The 15330-nt window shown below is 73.5% G+C and carries 15 protein-coding genes; 6 read left to right on the top strand and 9 right to left on the bottom strand.

All coding sequences use genetic code 11. The features are described from left to right. Positions 1 to 402, bottom strand: a 402-nt coding sequence (locus PUR56_RS25450) for a transglycosylase domain-containing protein (RefSeq protein WP_329877589.1), incomplete at its 3' end; no start/stop codon positions are given. A gap of 877 nt (positions 403 to 1279) precedes the next feature. Here PUR56_RS25450 and PUR56_RS25445 point away from each other — a divergent pair. Next, entirely contained in the window at positions 1280 to 1819 is a 540-nt protein-coding gene (locus PUR56_RS25445) for an OsmC family protein (RefSeq protein WP_329877590.1), read from the top strand. A gap of 180 nt (positions 1820 to 1999) precedes the next feature. Here the strand turns inward: PUR56_RS25445 and PUR56_RS25440 are convergent, their stop codons facing one another. Continuing rightward, on the bottom strand, positions 2000 to 2647 hold the full coding sequence (locus tag PUR56_RS25440; RefSeq protein WP_329877591.1) for a hypothetical protein: 648 nt from the start codon (positions 2645 to 2647) through the stop codon (positions 2000 to 2002). 188 nt (positions 2648 to 2835) lie between these two features. Here PUR56_RS25440 and PUR56_RS25435 point away from each other — a divergent pair, with 188 nt between their 5' ends. Further along, positions 2836 to 3036 (top strand): hypothetical protein, encoded by a 201-nt coding sequence (locus PUR56_RS25435; RefSeq protein ID WP_329950605.1) that lies wholly within the window; start codon positions 2836 to 2838, stop codon positions 3034 to 3036. A gap of 35 nt (positions 3037 to 3071) precedes the next feature. Beyond that, on the top strand, positions 3072 to 4325 hold the full coding sequence (locus PUR56_RS25430) for a tetratricopeptide repeat protein (RefSeq protein ID WP_329950604.1): 1254 nt from the start codon (positions 3072 to 3074) through the stop codon (positions 4323 to 4325). 179 nt (positions 4326 to 4504) lie between these two features. On the opposite strand, the gene PUR56_RS25425 is transcribed toward PUR56_RS25430, so the two are convergent. Genes PUR56_RS25425 through PUR56_RS25415 form a run of 3 tightly spaced genes read right to left on the bottom strand, consistent with a single transcriptional unit; the run spans position 4505 to position 8134 of the window. Next, a complete protein-coding gene (locus tag PUR56_RS25425; protein ID WP_329877599.1) occupies positions 4505 to 5308 on the bottom strand; it encodes a phosphatase PAP2 family protein in 804 nt (267 codons plus the stop codon). A 10-nt stretch (positions 5309 to 5318) separates the two neighbouring features. Further along, positions 5319 to 6278 (bottom strand): YihY/virulence factor BrkB family protein, encoded by a 960-nt coding sequence (locus tag PUR56_RS25420; RefSeq protein WP_329950603.1) that lies wholly within the window; start codon positions 6276 to 6278, stop codon positions 5319 to 5321. Further along, the gene (locus PUR56_RS25415; protein ID WP_329950602.1) at positions 6278 to 8134 is read right to left on the bottom strand and encodes a diacylglycerol kinase family protein; all 1857 of its coding nucleotides are present in this window, start codon (positions 8132 to 8134) and stop codon (positions 6278 to 6280) included. Before PUR56_RS25415 ends, PUR56_RS25420 begins: the two co-directional genes overlap by 1 nt. Positions 8135 to 8501: 367 nt before the next feature. Here PUR56_RS25415 and PUR56_RS25410 point away from each other — a divergent pair, with 367 nt between their 5' ends. Next, entirely contained in the window at positions 8502 to 9206 is a 705-nt protein-coding gene (locus PUR56_RS25410) for a metal-dependent hydrolase (RefSeq protein WP_329950601.1), read from the top strand. Positions 9207 to 9374: 168 nt separating this feature from the next. Here the strand turns inward: PUR56_RS25410 and PUR56_RS25405 are convergent, their stop codons facing one another. The 4 genes from PUR56_RS25405 to PUR56_RS25390 all read right to left on the bottom strand — a co-directional run bounded on the left by PUR56_RS25405 (position 9375) and on the right by PUR56_RS25390 (position 12254). Next, complete coding sequence (locus tag PUR56_RS25405; protein ID WP_329877607.1) at positions 9375 to 9722, bottom strand: hypothetical protein; 348 nt, start codon at positions 9720 to 9722, stop codon at positions 9375 to 9377. A gap of 101 nt (positions 9723 to 9823) precedes the next feature. Then, positions 9824 to 10165, bottom strand: coding sequence for an STAS domain-containing protein (locus PUR56_RS25400; RefSeq protein WP_329877609.1), 342 nt, complete (start codon positions 10163 to 10165; stop codon positions 9824 to 9826). Continuing rightward, positions 10162 to 11454, bottom strand: a complete 1293-nt coding sequence (locus PUR56_RS25395; RefSeq protein ID WP_329877611.1) for a PP2C family protein-serine/threonine phosphatase — start codon at positions 11452 to 11454, stop codon at positions 10162 to 10164. Before PUR56_RS25395 ends, PUR56_RS25400 begins: the two co-directional genes overlap by 4 nt. Then, positions 11451 to 12254, bottom strand: coding sequence for an alpha/beta fold hydrolase (locus PUR56_RS25390; RefSeq protein ID WP_329950600.1), 804 nt, complete (start codon positions 12252 to 12254; stop codon positions 11451 to 11453). Before PUR56_RS25390 ends, PUR56_RS25395 begins: the two co-directional genes overlap by 4 nt. 423 nt (positions 12255 to 12677) lie before the next feature. On the opposite strand from PUR56_RS25390, the gene PUR56_RS25385 reads away from it, so the two are divergent. Next, on the top strand, positions 12678 to 13886 hold the full coding sequence (locus PUR56_RS25385; protein WP_329877615.1) for a S8 family peptidase: 1209 nt from the start codon (positions 12678 to 12680) through the stop codon (positions 13884 to 13886). Positions 13887 to 14117: 231 nt separating this feature from the next. Next, positions 14118 to 15317, top strand: coding sequence for a serine hydrolase domain-containing protein (locus PUR56_RS25380; protein ID WP_329950599.1), 1200 nt, complete (start codon positions 14118 to 14120; stop codon positions 15315 to 15317). The last annotated feature ends 13 nt before the right edge of the window (positions 15318 to 15330 follow it).

The following is a 15330-nucleotide window of genomic DNA, read 5'->3' as shown; positions in this document are numbered from 1 at the left end:
CTTGAGGTCGACGGCGCCGTGCTCGTAGAAGCGGGCGTCCTCGATGTCGACCTGGGCCTGCCGCATGTACGGCGACATCTGGTCGGCGGCGAGGACGGTGCGGTCGCGCTCGTACACCTTGGCGATCAGCCCGCCCTTGGCATCGAAGATCTGGGTGACCTGGGAGAGCGGAGGGGTGTCGAAGTCGTCGGGGATGTCGTCGAAGCCCTCCGCCGTGTCCTTCGCGGTCAGCCCGAGCGCCCCGGCGGCGGGCAGGGCGAGGCCGGCGAGCAGTGCCCCGGACACGACGCTCACGCCGAGGAAGGTCGCACCGTGGCGGGCCAGCCGAAGCGGAGAACTGCGAGGCCGGAGGGGGGCTTCGCCGTCGGGGGAATTCCATATCGGAGGGAGGTTCGATGCCATGCGGGAATACTAGCCGCGGTCCCTCGCTGATCGAACAATTCACCGTGCACGGCTGTCACGGCTCTGTAACAGGTATCGGATTCGACTTATTCATATCAAATCGTATGCGCACTAAATGGCCGTGAAAGGGAAATTCAGGATTCCTGCAAGGAATTCGACAGGCCCCCGCCCGTGGTGCGGAGCCGAAAGGATTCAGTGGAGGCGGCCGTCGTCGGCGGGTTGCCCGCCGACTCCTCCTCCGCCCGTGCGCCCCGTGGCTTCGCCTTGCGTGCCCCTCTCGTCCCGTGACCCTGATACCCACTAGATGCCGTGGGCGGGGTGAAAGGTTGCGCACGTCCGGAAGTTTCGGAGGCCGTCCCGGGTGCCCCGTCACCTTTCGGGGCGCTGGGGCACTCCGCTCGTCACCGGCCCGGCCTAGGGGCGTTCGGGAGTAGCTGTATTCGTCATGGCTCGCGTACCCGGCGGTGCGGTCGAATTCGCCCGGATCGTCGGTGATCATCCATTCGTCGACGAATGACCGGACGTCCGCAGAGCCTGCTCGGGGCCGTATGTGGCGCTCTTGCGCGCAGGGTCGGCCGTCCGGACCGCGACCGCACAGTCACCCTGCCGCCCCGCCGGTGCCGGGTCAACGGCGCGTCGCCAGAGCGCCCCGAATCCGGGCCGGAACCGCCCGAAGGGGCAACCCGGCGTGCCCCGTGCCCCTGCCCCCTGCCCCGTGCCCCGTGCCCCGTGCCCCGTGCCCCGTGTCGCCGGGTTTGTCGCGGTGTCGGGGGCCGGCGGTGGGCGCGTCCCGCAGCGGGTGAGGCGGTCGCCCAACTGCACGCCTTCCGGTGGACCTTGGTCGGGTCCGCCGGCTGCGGCCCGTACGCTACCGGCCATGACGCACATACCTGCAGCGCGGCGGCCGGGCCTGGCCGAGCACCTGCGTGACAAGGGCGCGGCGATGCGCGACGCCGCCCGCCGGCGGCCCGAGAGTTCGGACTGGGACGAGGAGATCGGCGCGGTCTGCGTGGCCGACGACGCGACCGGGGTCCGCAAGGTCCGGGTGGGGGACTGGTCGTTCGTCGGTGACGGCGGCCCCGACATCGGCGGCTTCGGCCTCGGCCCGTCCTCTCCGGAACTGCTCTGCGCGGTGATCAGCACCTGCCTGACGCACACCGTCCTGTGCATCGCGGCACTGTCGGACGTCTCGCTCGACCGGGCCGAGGTCCGGGTGAACGCGCGCAACAACGATGCCCGGTTCTTCGGTGTGCCGACCGAGGCGCCCGCCGTGCCGTACGACCTGACGGCGGTGGTGGAGCTGCGGGGAGCCGCCTCGCCCGAGGAGTTGGCAGAGCTGCTGGCCGCCGCGGACGCGCGGTGCCCGATGCTGCAACTGGTCCGTTCCCAGCACACCGTCACGGTCCGCCCGGCCTGAGCCCCTTCTCCTCCGCCTTCCCCGCCCCGGCCGCGTCAGCGCGCGGCCGGGGCGGGGCCGCCTACGCAGGCCCCGGCGAACCCAGTAGCGGGTGCCGGCCGACCGGGCTCCGCGGCCGACGCCCTCGTGACGACGTGTCCGGGGAGCGCGCATGTCTCCCCGGAGCTCGGCGGAACGAACTCAGTGGAACACGACGGCGTAGCCGCCCGTGACACTCGCCAGGCACGCCCGGTGGAGCTGGTGCCAGGCGAAGCGCTCCGATTCGAACGGTTCGTCGGCCGCGTCCCTCCCGGCCGGCCCGGTCTCCTGCGGGCCGAGGGCGAGGCCCCCGGCGTCGACGCCGATGCCGAGGGCAGGCGCGACGGCCGAGAGCTCCGCGAGGAGACGCTGGGCGGAGCCGACCATCCCGGCGCCCGCGACCTCCGCCTCGGGAGGGAGGAAGAGCGGGTCGGCGAAGTCGACCGGCACGTAGTAGCCCGCGTTGTCGGCGTGACAGAGCAGGTGGGACGAGAACATCGACGTCTCGTCCTGGATCTTCTCGCAGTCGCGGTCCCACTCCTGCTCGCCGATCGACGCGGCGGGCGTGACGGGCTCACCGCGCCCGACGAGCACCACGATGCGGCGCAGCTGGGTCAGGTAGCCGTACGGGAAGCCGCCGGAGAAGGTGGGGGAGTGCGGCGGGCCGGCGATCGGCGGCTCGTGCCAGTCGACTCCCTGTGCCGCGAGCGCCCGGCCGAGGCGGGCGAAGGCGCGCCGGTGGTAGTCGAGCCCCTCGGGGTCGTTGCGCGCCTGGTCGTGGAGGAGGCCGACCGATATCGAAAGTCCCATGGGCACGCAGCCTAGTGCGCGCCGGACGACCACCGGCCGGTCGGGAGGTCGGCGGTCTCGTTCCGGCATCGGCTTCGTTCACAACAGGACCAGCGACGCGCAGGCCGGGTCCGCCCGACGCTTCTCGCCCGGGGGCGGGTGGGTCGTGAAAGTCTGAGCGGCGGTCACCTCGGGTTCGGCCCGGGGCGGTGGGAGGCACGGAGGAAGTTCTGCCGATCCACCCGCAACCCCCTGGGGGATGCGCGCGTGCGCGCTTCCAGTCCGCCTACGACGAGGGCCTGCCCGCTGCCCGCTACCTCATGCGCGAACTCGAACTCCTGAGTGTGCACTTCACCCCGCACGGGGTGGAGTTGCTGGCCGATCTGCGCCAGCAGACCGACCACCTGTAGTGCCACCCTGAGCAGAACCGAACGAGGAGGGTCCGGTGCTCCAGCACCTCATCACACAGGACGCCGGCCTGCGAATGGTCCCGACGGACCGGGGCAAGTTGGCCACTGCGGTTGGCCGACTTCAGGACGATCTACGGGCTTTGCCCGAGGAGGCCGATCCCGTCCGCACCCGGGCCCTCACCCGGTGGATCGGCGTCGGGCAGATGTGTTTGGGCCAACACGAGGCGGCCCTGACGTTCCTGCGGCAGTCGCTCGACTTGGCCGCAGCGAGCGGCAACACCCGAGCGGTCGTCGCCACCAGCCTCAACCTCGGCGACGCCCACCGCTACGCCGGTGACATGCGGGCAGCGGAGGCGCTTTACCGCAGCGCCCTGGGCACCGCGCGGAGCCAACACCCGGAACTGGTGGACTTCGCGCTCCAGCACACCGGTAAGTACCTGATGGAGCGCGGCGATCTCGCAGGCGCCGAGGCCCATCTCCGGGAAGCGCTGCGGCTGCGGATCGCCAAGGGTGACACCGAGCTGATCGGGTCCACACAGGCAGCACTCTCGCGGGTGGAACTGCTGATCGACCACGCCGCCGCGCCGGGGGCGGGCGACACTGCGCCTCGCCAGTGGAGCGGTCAGTGGACCTCGTGGCTCCGGTCCCACACCACGGCCCGTACCCCGGACCGGTGGGCAGAGGACTTCCCCGCCATCCGGGGCGCCGTACGCGGGCTGACCGCGCATCAGCGGGTGCACCCGCGACACCTGCGCGACCAGCTGTTCCCGGCCGAGCTGATCACCGCTATGGCGCAGGAGGCCGAGGCGGCCCTGACTGCCGACGGCTACCTTCACAACGGCAAGTGGAACGCGGCCGTGGGCGACGCAGCGAACCGCTTCGCCGGGCAAGTCGATCTCGCTGCAGTCGTCACGGAGTCCACCGGACTGGAGGTCGAGCAGCCGCACAACGGCGTCTATATCGCCTATCTGGAGGAGGGCCAGTTCCTCGACTTCCACGTTGACGAGTTCGGGTTCGGTGAGGCCAACCTGATCCTGTGTCTCAAGCACGAGCGTTCCGTCGCAGGTCTCACCGTGAGCACTACCGTCTTCATCGGCGCTGACGGTTACCGTGCGTGCGATCTCGCAGCGGGCGAGTGCGTTGTGTTCGATGGGGCGATCACCCCACACGGAAGGACGCCACTCGGCGCCGGAGAGCGCGTGGTCCTCATCAGCTTCGGATTCCGTGCGCGTGATGTGGCCAGGCGCTCGGCCGCTCCAGGGCGTACATGTGTCCCATGGACCGGATGACGCGGTCGAACCGCCAGAACACCAGCGCGTCGTACGCGCCCGAGTTGCTGAGCCGGCGCTGAAGCTGCGGGCGCTCCCACGGAGGGTCACGGCGGACAGCCGCTGCCTGGGCGTGACGGCGCCGGGTTCGGTCGAGCACCCGGCGCCGGGCCGGTGCCGTCACCGGGCACGCGGGGCGCTCACCGCCCGGCGGGGGCCGACTCCTCCGGCCCTTCCGGTCCCGCCGTCGCGAGCTCCGGCTCCAGACCGTCCGTCACCGGCGGCACGCCGCGGCCGGTCTCCAGCCGCCACGCGTCGAACGCCCACGCCGTCGCCACGACCAGCCCCGCCCCGAGCAGCCAGCCGCCGAGCACGTCACTGGCCCAGTGCACGCCCAGCGCGACGCGGGTGAAGCCCACGCCGAGCACGGACACCGCGGCCACGGCCCAGGCGGCCGGCCGCAGCGCCCTCGGTACCACCGGCTCCAGGACGAGCAGCAGGACCGCGCAGGAGACGGCGGCCGTCATCGCGTGCCCGGAGGGGAAGGAGTATCCGGGTGCCAGGGCCACCGGGTCGGGCAGGCTTGGGCGGACCCGGCCGACGGCCGCCTTGACCAGGAATCCGGTGAGTCCTGCCGCGGTCTCCGTGGCGGCGGCCCACGCGGCCAGCCTCCACGCTCGCCGGTACAGCAGCCAGCCCACGGCCGCCGCGACCAGCAGGCGCAGCGTGACCGGGTCCCACACGCGGTCGCTCAGCACGCGGATCACGGACAGCAGCGCGGGGTGCCCGAGGACGGCGGTGTGCAGGCGGTCGGCGGCGCCGCGGTCGAGCTCGGCCAGCGGCGTCCAGCGTGCCTCGATCAGCACCAGCAGGACGCCGGCCGGTACCGAGGCGAGCGTGAACGCGCCGGCGGCGGCCAGCAGCCGCCGGCCGAAGCGGCGGTCGGCGGCGCGCAGCGGTCGGCGCGGGGGGCGCCGGCGGAGGGATCGGGAATCGGTGTTCATCCTTCGACGGCTACCCACGTTCGGGCTGGTCAGGCCCCGGATCCGGCTCGATCGGCGAGCGCCGGCCGGCCCGGTCCGCCTCCAGCTGGGCGGCGAACGAGATGCCGAGGAGCAGCGCGATCGCCGTGAGGTAGGCCCAGACGAGCAGCGAGACGCCCGCGCTGAGCGGCCCGTACACGGCGTCGAAGGACCCGCTGATCTTCAGGTAGGTGCGGAGCAGCCAGGTCGCCGCCAGCCAGAGCACCAGGTGGACGGCGGCGCCGAAGGCGAGCCAGCTGTAGCCGGGCTGCTTGCGCCGCGGCGCGCGCCGGAAGATCACGACGGAGGAGAGCAGGGCCAGGCTGAACCCCAGGGGCCGGTGGAGCACCGACCAGACGGTCACGAAGACGCTGTTCGGCCGGTAGACGTCGGCCACGGAGGCGGCGATCTCCGGGCCCGCGACCAGGACGACGAGGCCCGCTCCCATCGGGAGTCCCGCCAGGACGGCCATCACCAGGCCCCGGCCGTACTTGCGGTGGGCGGGGCGGTCCCGCTCGATGCCGTAGATGCGATTGGCGCCGCGTTCGATCTGGCTCATCGCCGTGACCAGGTTGACCATCGAGAACACCAGGCCGAACCAGAGTGCGACCGTGCCGCCCGAGCCGGCCCGCGTCCGGCTGCGGTCCAGCACGTCGCGGACCATGTCCGCGCTCGGCCCGGCGGTCAGCCGTTCGATGGTGAGCTCGGCGACCATCCCGATCCGCTCGGTGTGCATGACCTCGGAGAGGCCGATGACGGCGATGGCGAACGGGACGACGGCCAGGACGGTCTGGAAGGCCAGGGCGCGGGCGTGACTGAACCCGTCGGCGTACCGGAAGCGGACCACGGCGTCGCGGAAGAGCGGCCAGCGGCCGTGCTCCCGCAGGGTCGCGACCGCCTCGTCGGCGGAGAGGTCGCCGCCCCGGCCCCGCACCCTCCTCGCGGTGCCCATCAGCCCGCCGCCCCGACGGTCCGGGGACCCGCTTCGGTCGGTGGTCCCGCCGGAGAGGGTCCCGTCGGCTCCGTCGCCGGGCGCGGCGGGGGCACGGTGGCCCGCCTCCGGCCGGGACGGTCGCCCGCGGGGACCGGGGCGTGCACCAGCAGCGCGCCCGGCCGCACGGTCAGGCGCAGCCGCCGGCCGTCGCCCACCGGCTCGCCGTCCAGCTCGCGCGGGCTTCCGTGCTCCGTGACGAGCGTGATCCGGCGGCCACGGAAGTGTTCCAGGCTGCTCCCGTTCCCGCGCGCGGAGCGCTCGGCCTGCGTGGGTTGCGCGTCCCGGTCGGCCTGCCCGGTCCCGCCGCGCCGCGGGTCGTGCTCCTGCCGGCCGTGCCGACCGGTCACCAGCCGGAGCGTCGCCGTGCACCAGCCGGCGAGCCCCCGGGGCTGGAACAGGACCAGGTCGAGCACACCGTCGTCCGGTTCGGCCTGCGGCAGCAGGCGCACGCCGCCCTGGAGCGAGCCGACGTTGCCCACGACGGCCATGGCGGCGCGGCGGTGGAAGGTGGCGCCGTCGTCGAGCGTGACGGCGAGCCGCATCCGCCGGTCCCCGAGGTGCCGGGCGATCCCCACCAGGTAGGCGGCCCAGCCGAGGCGGCGCTTGAGGCCGCGCCCGGTGTCCGCCATGACGGCGGCGTCCAGGCCGATCCCGGCCATCGCCCCGACGAGGGTCGGTTCGATGCCGTCGCCCTCCGCCAGGGCCAGGTCGATGCGGCGCGGTGCGCCGTCGAGCGCGGCGGCCAGCGCCCGGGCCGGCGAGGTCGGCAGGCCGAGGTTGCGGGCGAGCAGGTTGCCGGTGCCGCACGGGACGACGGCCAGCGCGGTCCGGGTCCCGGCGAGGGCCTGGGCGCAGGCGGTCACGGTGCCGTCGCCGCCGCAGACGACCAGCAGCGGGAAGCCGTCCGCGACCGCCCGGGCGGCGGCCGACCGCCCGAGGTCGTCGGGGTCGGTCTCGGCGAGCCGGGGCTCCCGGTACCCGTGCGCCGCGAGCACCGCGAGGACGTCGTCGAGAACGGCGGGATCGGTCACCACGGGGTTGGACACCACCATCGCGCGTCGGCCTGCGGGGCCGGCGGCTTCCCGGCTCCCGGTGGCCGCGCCCACGGTGGCCGACCCGGGCGCGGCCTGCGTGGGCGGCACGGCCCGCCGTGCCGCGGGGCGTCGTTCGGGCCGCAGGAGCGTGCTCAGGACCCAGAGGGCGACGGCGCCGTTCAGCAGCCCGGCCACCACGTCCGTCGGGTGGTGCATCCCCCGGTAGAGCCGACTCGCCGCGACCAGCAGCGGCACCAGGCAGAGCAGCGCGACGACCGGGAGGTACCGGCGCCGGCCCTTCGCCGACCGCAGCGCGAGCACCGCCAGCGCTCCGTACAGGGCCGTCGCGGCGCCCACGTGCCCGGACGGGAAACTGGAGGTGGCCAGGGCCCCGTCCAGTCGGACCACGTCGGGCCGGGAGCGGCCCACCAGCGCCGCCGCCGTCACGAACACGACGGCCTGGGCGAGGACCGCGCCGCCGACGAACAACGCCTCCCGCCACCGGCGCGGCCGCCCCGCGAGCACGAGCGCCAGCATCACCGCGGCGGTCGCGGCGACGATGGCGGGGGTGAAGCCGATCGCCGAGACCCACCCGGAGGCCCGGTCGAGCGACGGGTTCCGGTGCTCCGCCAGCCAGGTCACGACCGTCGGCTCCCGCTGGTCCCAGAGGCCGAACGGCGGATGCGTGACGAGGAGTCCGGCCAGCACCAGCACGACGGTCTGGGCCGGCAGTGCCAGGACGATCCGCCTGACGGAGCGTATGCCCCCTGGTGTCATCATGCGGGCCGTGTGCCCCGAACCGGCCGCTTCACGCGTTCCCGGCCGGCCCCGGGCGGAGCAGGGCCCGGTGCGTCAGGCCCGGTGCGTCAGGCCCGGCGCGTCAGGCCCGGCGGGTCAGGCCCGGTGCATCGGGCCCATGGGCGTCAGGATCCGGGGTGGCAGGTCCTCCGAGTGTCAGCAACCCGTCCGAGCGTCAGGAACTCCCCGGACCGGACCGGCGGATCGCCCGCCGCCGCGGCACGGCCGGGAGTGGGAGAGGGAACGGCGGGTAGCAGACGGACTCCTCCCCACGACGGCCCCGCCGCACGGTCGGCCGGCGGGGGAGCGGACGGCGCCCGAGGGGCAGAAGGGACAGGTGCGATCCGGCATGCTGGGCCAGTCACACGCGGTCAGCGGGGCACTGATCTTCGCCGCGACGGCGTCGTTCCTGCCGGAGGCCCTGCTCGGCAAGGAACTGCGCCCCGGCGAGATCCTGGTGGGCACGCTGCTCTGCGCCGGGGCCGCGCTGCTCCCCGACCTCGACCACCACGACGCGACACCCGCGAACCTGCTGGGCCCGTTGTCGAGGGGGCTCTGCCGCCTGGTGGGCAAGCTGAGTGGCGGACACCGCCACGCCACCCACTCGCTGCTGTTCGTGGCACTCGTCAGTGGCGGCACCTGGTGGGGCGTCACCCGTCTCGGCGACGGCTTCACCCTCGGTGTCACCTTCTTCCTCCTCGCCCTCGCGGCGCGCGCCCTGCACCTGCATCCGCCCGGGCACGGGCTGACCGCGTGGGTGACCTCGGTCGGTCTGGCCGGGGTCGGCACGGCGACGGTCGCCGCCTGGTTCGACGGCATCGCCGGCTGGCTGCCCTACACGGTCGGTCTGGGCGCCCTGACCCATCTGCTCGGCGACTGCCTGACCCGGCAGGGCGCGCCGCTGCTGTGGCCGTACCGGCGGCGCTTCGAGGTGGTCCTGATCCGGCGGACCGGCAGCCGTCGGGAGACCCGCTTCTTCGTGCCGCTGATGACCGTCGCCACCTTCGGGGCCCTCTGGTTCACCGCCTTCGCCCCACGCTTCGCCATGAGCTGACCGCCGACCGCGCCGCCGACCGTGCCTCCGACCGCGTGTCCGGCCTCGGTCCGGAGCCGCTCGGCAGGCCCGGCGCCGCGGGCCCGTGCGGACAGGGCGGCGACGGCCGGGCCTGCGACGGCCGGGCCCGGGGCGGCGGGGGTGATGCCGTCGCGTCCGGGGGCCGGTTCAGCGTGCTGCGGTTCCTGCGGGGTGGGCGCTGTCCTCGAAGTGGTCCGTGGTGGCCGGTTCGGGGGCTCTGGGCGCGGTGCGCTGCCGGGCGGTCTGGCAGGTGCTGCACGTGTGCCAGTGCGGTCGGACCCCCGACCGGTCGGTGTCGGTGAAGCGGTGCGGGGCGAGGGTCATCTCGCCGGTGTCCAGACCGCACAGGGTGAGGGGGCCGCAGACGCCCGACGCGTCCGCGGGGGCGGCGTGCGCGAGGCGCACCGGGTTCTCCGGGTCCGCCGGCGTGTGGTCGGGTCCGAGGATCCGAACGTTGGTGGGCATGTCCAGTTCCAGTACGACGATGATGTCCATCTTCTCAACGTGGCCGCCCGCGCGGTCCGTCGCACCCGCACGGTGGCATCCGGACCAGCCGGACCAGCCGGACCGGCGCGACGGGCTCCGGTGGCGCCCGGTCAGGAACGCAGCACGGCGGTGGCGGTGTCGGGGTGGATGGTGAAGACCCGGTCCAGGCCGACGATGCCGAGGATGCGGGCGGTGTTGGAGGGTACGGAGGCCAGCGCGATGCGGGCGCCGTGGCCCACGGCGACGTTGCGGGCGGCCAGCAGGACGGTGATGCCGCTGGAGTCGCAGAAGTCCAGCCGGGCCAGGTCGAGGACCAGCAACTGTCCGCCGGCGAGGGGGAGGGTGTCGACGGCCTCGCGGAGGCCGGGGGCGGTGTGGTGGTCGAGGTCACCGGCGATCTCCAGTACGGGACCGGTCGCGGCGTCTCGGGTGGTGATCGTCAGCGGGTTCATCCGTGCTCTTCACTCGTAGCAGGGGCCGGGGAGGGGATGCCGAGGGCGAGTAGGGCGGTGTCGTCGTCCAGGCCGTCGCCGAAGCCGGCGAGCAGCCCGGTGAGGGCGGTGACCAGGGCCTGAGGCCCGGCCGGGGCGCGGGTGGCCGCGAAGGCGAGCAGGGCCTCCTCGCCGTACAGCTCGCGGTTCGGGCCGATCCGGGCCTCGGTCAGGCCGTCGGTGTAGAGCAGTAGTGTGTCCCCGCGGGAGAGGACGGTGCGGGTGGGCGTGAACTGGGCGTCGGGCAGCACGCCGATGAGCATGCCGCCGGGAGTGGGAAGGAACTCGGCGGTGCCGTCCGCACGCTGGACCAGCGTCGAGGGGTGGCCGCCGGAGGCCAGCTGCACCGTGCAGGTGTCGCCCCGGGGGTGCAGGACACCGAAGACGGCAGTGCAGTAGCGGGTGTCGCCGCCGCTGGTGTACCGCTCGTTCAGCACGGTGTTGAGCGTGTGGAGCACCGTGACCGGGTCGGGGTCGTGCAGGGCGGCGGCGCGCAGGGTGTGGCGGGTCAGCGAGGTCACGGCGGCGGCCTGGGGGCCCTTGCCGCAGACGTCGCCCAGGAAGAACGCCCACCGGGCGCCGTCCAGGGGGAACAGGTCGTAGAAGTCTCCGCCCAGCAGGTCGGGCGAGGCGGTGTGGTAGTGCGAGGCGGCCTCCAGCCCCGGCACGACGGGCAGGGCGGAGGGCAGCAGGCTCTGCTGCAGCACGGCCAGCGCCTCCTGGAGGCGCTCGCGGTCCGCCTCCGCCTGCCGGCGGGCCTCCTCGGCCGCCCGCCGGGCGCGTAGCAGCTCGGTTTCGTAGGCCCGGCGGTCGCGGGCGTCGAAGACGCTGGTGCGGATGAGCATCGGCTCGCCGCCGGCGCCGGTCTTCACCCGGGAGGTGACCAGGACCGGCAGCCGCGTGCCGCCGGCCGCCTTGAGCTCCAGGGCGATCCCGCTGATCTCGCCGTTCAGGTGCAGCAGGGGCGCGAAGTGCGTCTCGTGGTAGAGCCTGCCGCCGACGGTGAGGAGGTCGGCGAACCGCATCCGGCCCACCACCTGGTCACGGCCGAGGCCCAGCCAGTCCAGCAGGGTGGTGTTGATCTTCGCCACGGTGCCGTCCATCAGGGTGGACAGGTAGCCGCAGGGCGCCTGCTCGTACAGTTCCTCGGCGCTGTCCTCCAGGAGGGCGGTGAACGTCGCGTCGGGGGCGTCCAGGCCCTCCTCCCGTCTCGGGCCGCCGGGGCTCCGGTCGCCGGCGCGAGCCGTCATCGGGCGGCTCCGACGAAGCCGAGGATCGCCTCGGCCGTGGCCTCCGGCGCGCTGAGCTGCGGGCAGTGGCCGGTGGCGTCCAGGGTCACCAGCTGGCTGCCGGGGATCGCGGCGTGGACGTAGGCGCCCACCTCACGGGGGGCGATCACGTCCTGGGCGCACTCCAGCACCAGCGTCGGCACCGTCACCGACTTCAGGTCGTCACGGCTGTCGGACAGGAACGTGGTCCGGGCGAAGACCCGCGCCATGTCCGGATCGGTCGCGCAGAACGACGTGGTCAGCTCCTCGCCGAGCTCCGGCCGGTCCGGGTTGCCCATGATCACCGGGGCCATCGCCGCGGACCAGCCCAGGTAGTTGGACTCCAGCGACTCCAGCAGCTCGTCGATGTCCCCGGCGTCGAACCCGCCCCGGTAGCCGTCCTCGTCTATGTAGCAGGGGGAGGGCGCCACCATCACCAGCCGGGAGAACCGCTCCGGGGCGGCGGCCGCCGCGAGCACCCCCACCATGGCGCTGACCGAGTGCCCCACGAACGTCACGTCCCGCAGGTCCAGCTCCTCGACGACCTCGACCACGTCCCGGGCGTAACCGTCCAGCGAGCTGTAGCGGTCCTCGGTCCACGCGGACGCGTCCGACCGGCCGGACCCGACGTAGTCGAACAGGACCACGCGGTAGTCGCCCGCCAGGGCCGGAACGACCAGGCGCCACATGTTCTGGTCGCACCCGAACCCGTGCGCGAGGACGACCACCGGCCCGTCGGCACGCCCGGTCACCCTGATGTTGTTCCTGCGTGCGACATCCATGCCCACCAGTCTCCCACCCGCCCGTCCGGCGCCTTCTCGGGGCCTCGGGTGCCGGGGGGCGGGTGCAGGGTGCCGGGCCCGGACATCGGGCAGTGGCCCGGCTGCGGGCACCCCGCCGCCCCGGTTCGTCGACCGAGGCTCCGATCCGCGGGTGTGCACGGGCAGGCGGGGCGAGTGCGCCGGTGGGACCGGAATCGGCGGGAATGCCTCCCGGTGCTGTGACCGGACGGGTACACCGGGTTGCACCGGCGGACCGTCGGCCGACGGAATGTCGTGGGACGTCCAGGTCGGGAGTGGCCAGGAACAGCGAGCGGTCGGCTCGGGGACTCAAGGGCAGTACGCCGACGGACGATGCACAAGATGATCGTCACCTACGGGGCTGTCCCGGCCCCGGGGCGGTCGGTTTCGTGAATGGAGCCATCCATGCGATTGTCCGCGCGCTGCGCGTCCGCCGCACTCGTTCTGCTCGTTCCGTTGTGTGCCGCGCAGGGCACCGCAGTCGGCGAAACCTCCGGGAGGGCCTATGCGGCCCCGTTGCACAAGGCGGCCCGGGCCGTCCCGGGCCAGTACATCGTCACCGTACACAAGGGCCTGGACCCGGCCGCGACGGCCGCCGAGGTCCGCGGCGTCGAGCCGCTGCACACCTACCGCCACGCCCTGAACGGCTTCTCCGCCCGCCTCGACCCGGCCCAGCTGGCGCAGGTACGGGCTTTGCCCGGTGTCGAGGCCGTCGAGGAGAACGCCTTCGTGAGCACCCCGGCAGGCGCCACCGCGCCTGCCCCGAAGACCCGGGGAGCCGCCTCCAGCTGGGGTCTGGACCGCATCGACCAGCAGGACTGGGACAAGGCGGCGGCCACCGGTGACGGTCAGTTCACCGTTGAGGGTGACGGAGCCGGTGTCACCGCCTACCTGATCGGCACCGGCATCGAGTTCGGCCACGACGAGTTCGAGGGCCGCGCCGTCCGCGGCACCGACGCCGTCGGTGACGGGCAGAACGGCGCCGACTGTCAGGGCGTCGGCACCCACGTCGCCGGCATCGTCGGCGGCAAGACCTACGGCGTCGCCCGCAAGGTCAACCTGGTCGGCGTCCGCGTCGTGGGCTGTGACGGCCAGGGCACCAACGAGCAGCTCATCGCCGGCCTCGACTGGGTGGCGGCCAACGCCAGGAAGCCCGCCGTCGCCAACATCTCCGTCGGCGGGGACGCGAACGAAGCGATCAACAAGGCCGCCGACGCGCTCTCCAACGCGGGCATCCTGCCCGTCGTCTCCGGCGGCAACGGTGCCCGGGACGCCTGCCTCTCCTCCCCCTCCTCCGCCCAACGGGTCATCACCGTCGGCGCGACCAACAAGTACGACGAGGAGACCGACTTCAGCAACTACGGCACGTGCGTCTCGCTGTACGCGCCCGGCGAGGACATCACCTCCGCCAAGCTCGGCGGCGGCAGCGTCGTCCGGGGCGGCACCGCCATGGCCGCCCCGCACGTCACCGGCACCGTGGCCCTCTACCTCGCCGGACACACCGGCGCGACCCCCGAAGACCTCGCCCTGTGGCTCTCCACCGAAACCACCAAGGGCGCCCTGACCGTCAGCAAGAGCAGCCCCAACGAGCTGCTGTACACCGCCGGCCTCTGACCGGCCCGGACGCGCTCCGGACGCCCCGCCGACCTCAGGGCCGGCGGGGCGTCCGCGTCGCGGGCCAAGCCCCGGCGGGCCCGACGGCTCGTGATCGCGAGTATCGCCGGGAACTCCGTCGGTGGCCTCCCCCGATCGGGGGAGTGATCTTTCCCGCCTTCCCGCGATGCGGAGGGAGGCCCCCGGAAACCAGGATCGTGCCCACACCGAACGATCTCCAGGAGTTGACCGATGCGTACGCAGATCCGGCAGGCCCCCAGTTCTCCGACCGGGCAGCGGGGCGGCAAGCGGCGACGGGCCGTGTCGGCCGTGGCCGCGGCAGCCTTCGGCGTCATGACGGCGGGCGTCCTCGCCCCGCCCGCCGCCCTCGCCGCCGACCCCGCCACCGCCTCCGCCCGCGCGAGGCCGGACGCCGTCCAGCAGGTCCTGAACACGCTGGTGCGTGACGACGGGCTGCCCGCCGCGCTGGCGAGCGTCAAGGGAAGGGACGGCCGTACCCGTACCTACACCGCCGGGACCGGCGACCTGGCCACCGGCTCGAAGGTGCCCAGGGACGGCCAGGTCCGGATCGGCAGCAACACCAAGACGTTCACGGCGGTCGTGGTCCTGCAACTGGTCGCCGAGGGGAAGCTCGGCCTGGACGACTTCGTGGACACCCACCTGCCCGGCCTCGTCCGGGGCGAGGGGATCGACGGGAGCACCATCACCGTCCGCCACCTCCTCCAGCACACCAGCGGACTCCCCGAGTACGGCAACCACCTCGACGACGACGAGATCAGGTACCGGTACGTCGAGCCCCGCGACCTGATCGACATCGCGCTCCGCTACCCGGCCGACGCGGCCCCCGGGAAGGTGTGGGGGTACAGCAACACGAACTACGTCCTGGCCGGCCTGATCGTCCAGAAGGTCACCGGCCGGCCCCTCGCCGAGGAGATCGACCGGCGCATCGTCAAGCCCGTCGGCCTGCGCCACACCTACTTCCCCGCCCCCGGGGACATGACCATCCGCGAGCCGCACCCCAAGGGCTACCACCGCAACCCGACCGACGGTCCGTTGCGCGAGTACACGGAGATGGACCCGTCATGGGGCTGGGCGGCGGGCCAGTTGATCTCCACCAACTCCGACCTCAACCGGTTCTTCGGCGCGCTCCTCGGCGGAGAACTCCTCCCGGACGCCCAGCTCGCCGAGATGCGCACCACCGTCCCCGTCGGCGGGCCCTCCGACCTGCGCTACGGGCTGGGGCTCACCAGCAGGGCCCTGTCCTGCGGCGGCGTCTACTGGGGCCACGGCGGCGACATCGCGGGCTACGAGACCCGGGGCGGCGTCACCGACGACGGCCGCGCCGCCAACGTCGCGGTGACCGGCGTCCCGTGGACCGACGCGGGCACGAAGCACGTGCTGGAGGCCGTGGACAAGGCCCTGTGCGGCTGACACCCGCCGACCT

It is taken from the genome of Streptomyces sp. BE303 (genome assembly GCF_036290945.1).
Classification (GTDB): Bacteria; Actinomycetota; Actinomycetes; order Streptomycetales; family Streptomycetaceae; genus Kitasatospora.
The sequence above is the reverse complement of the archived record's forward strand: the minus strand, read 5'-3'. Positions and strand labels throughout refer to the sequence as shown.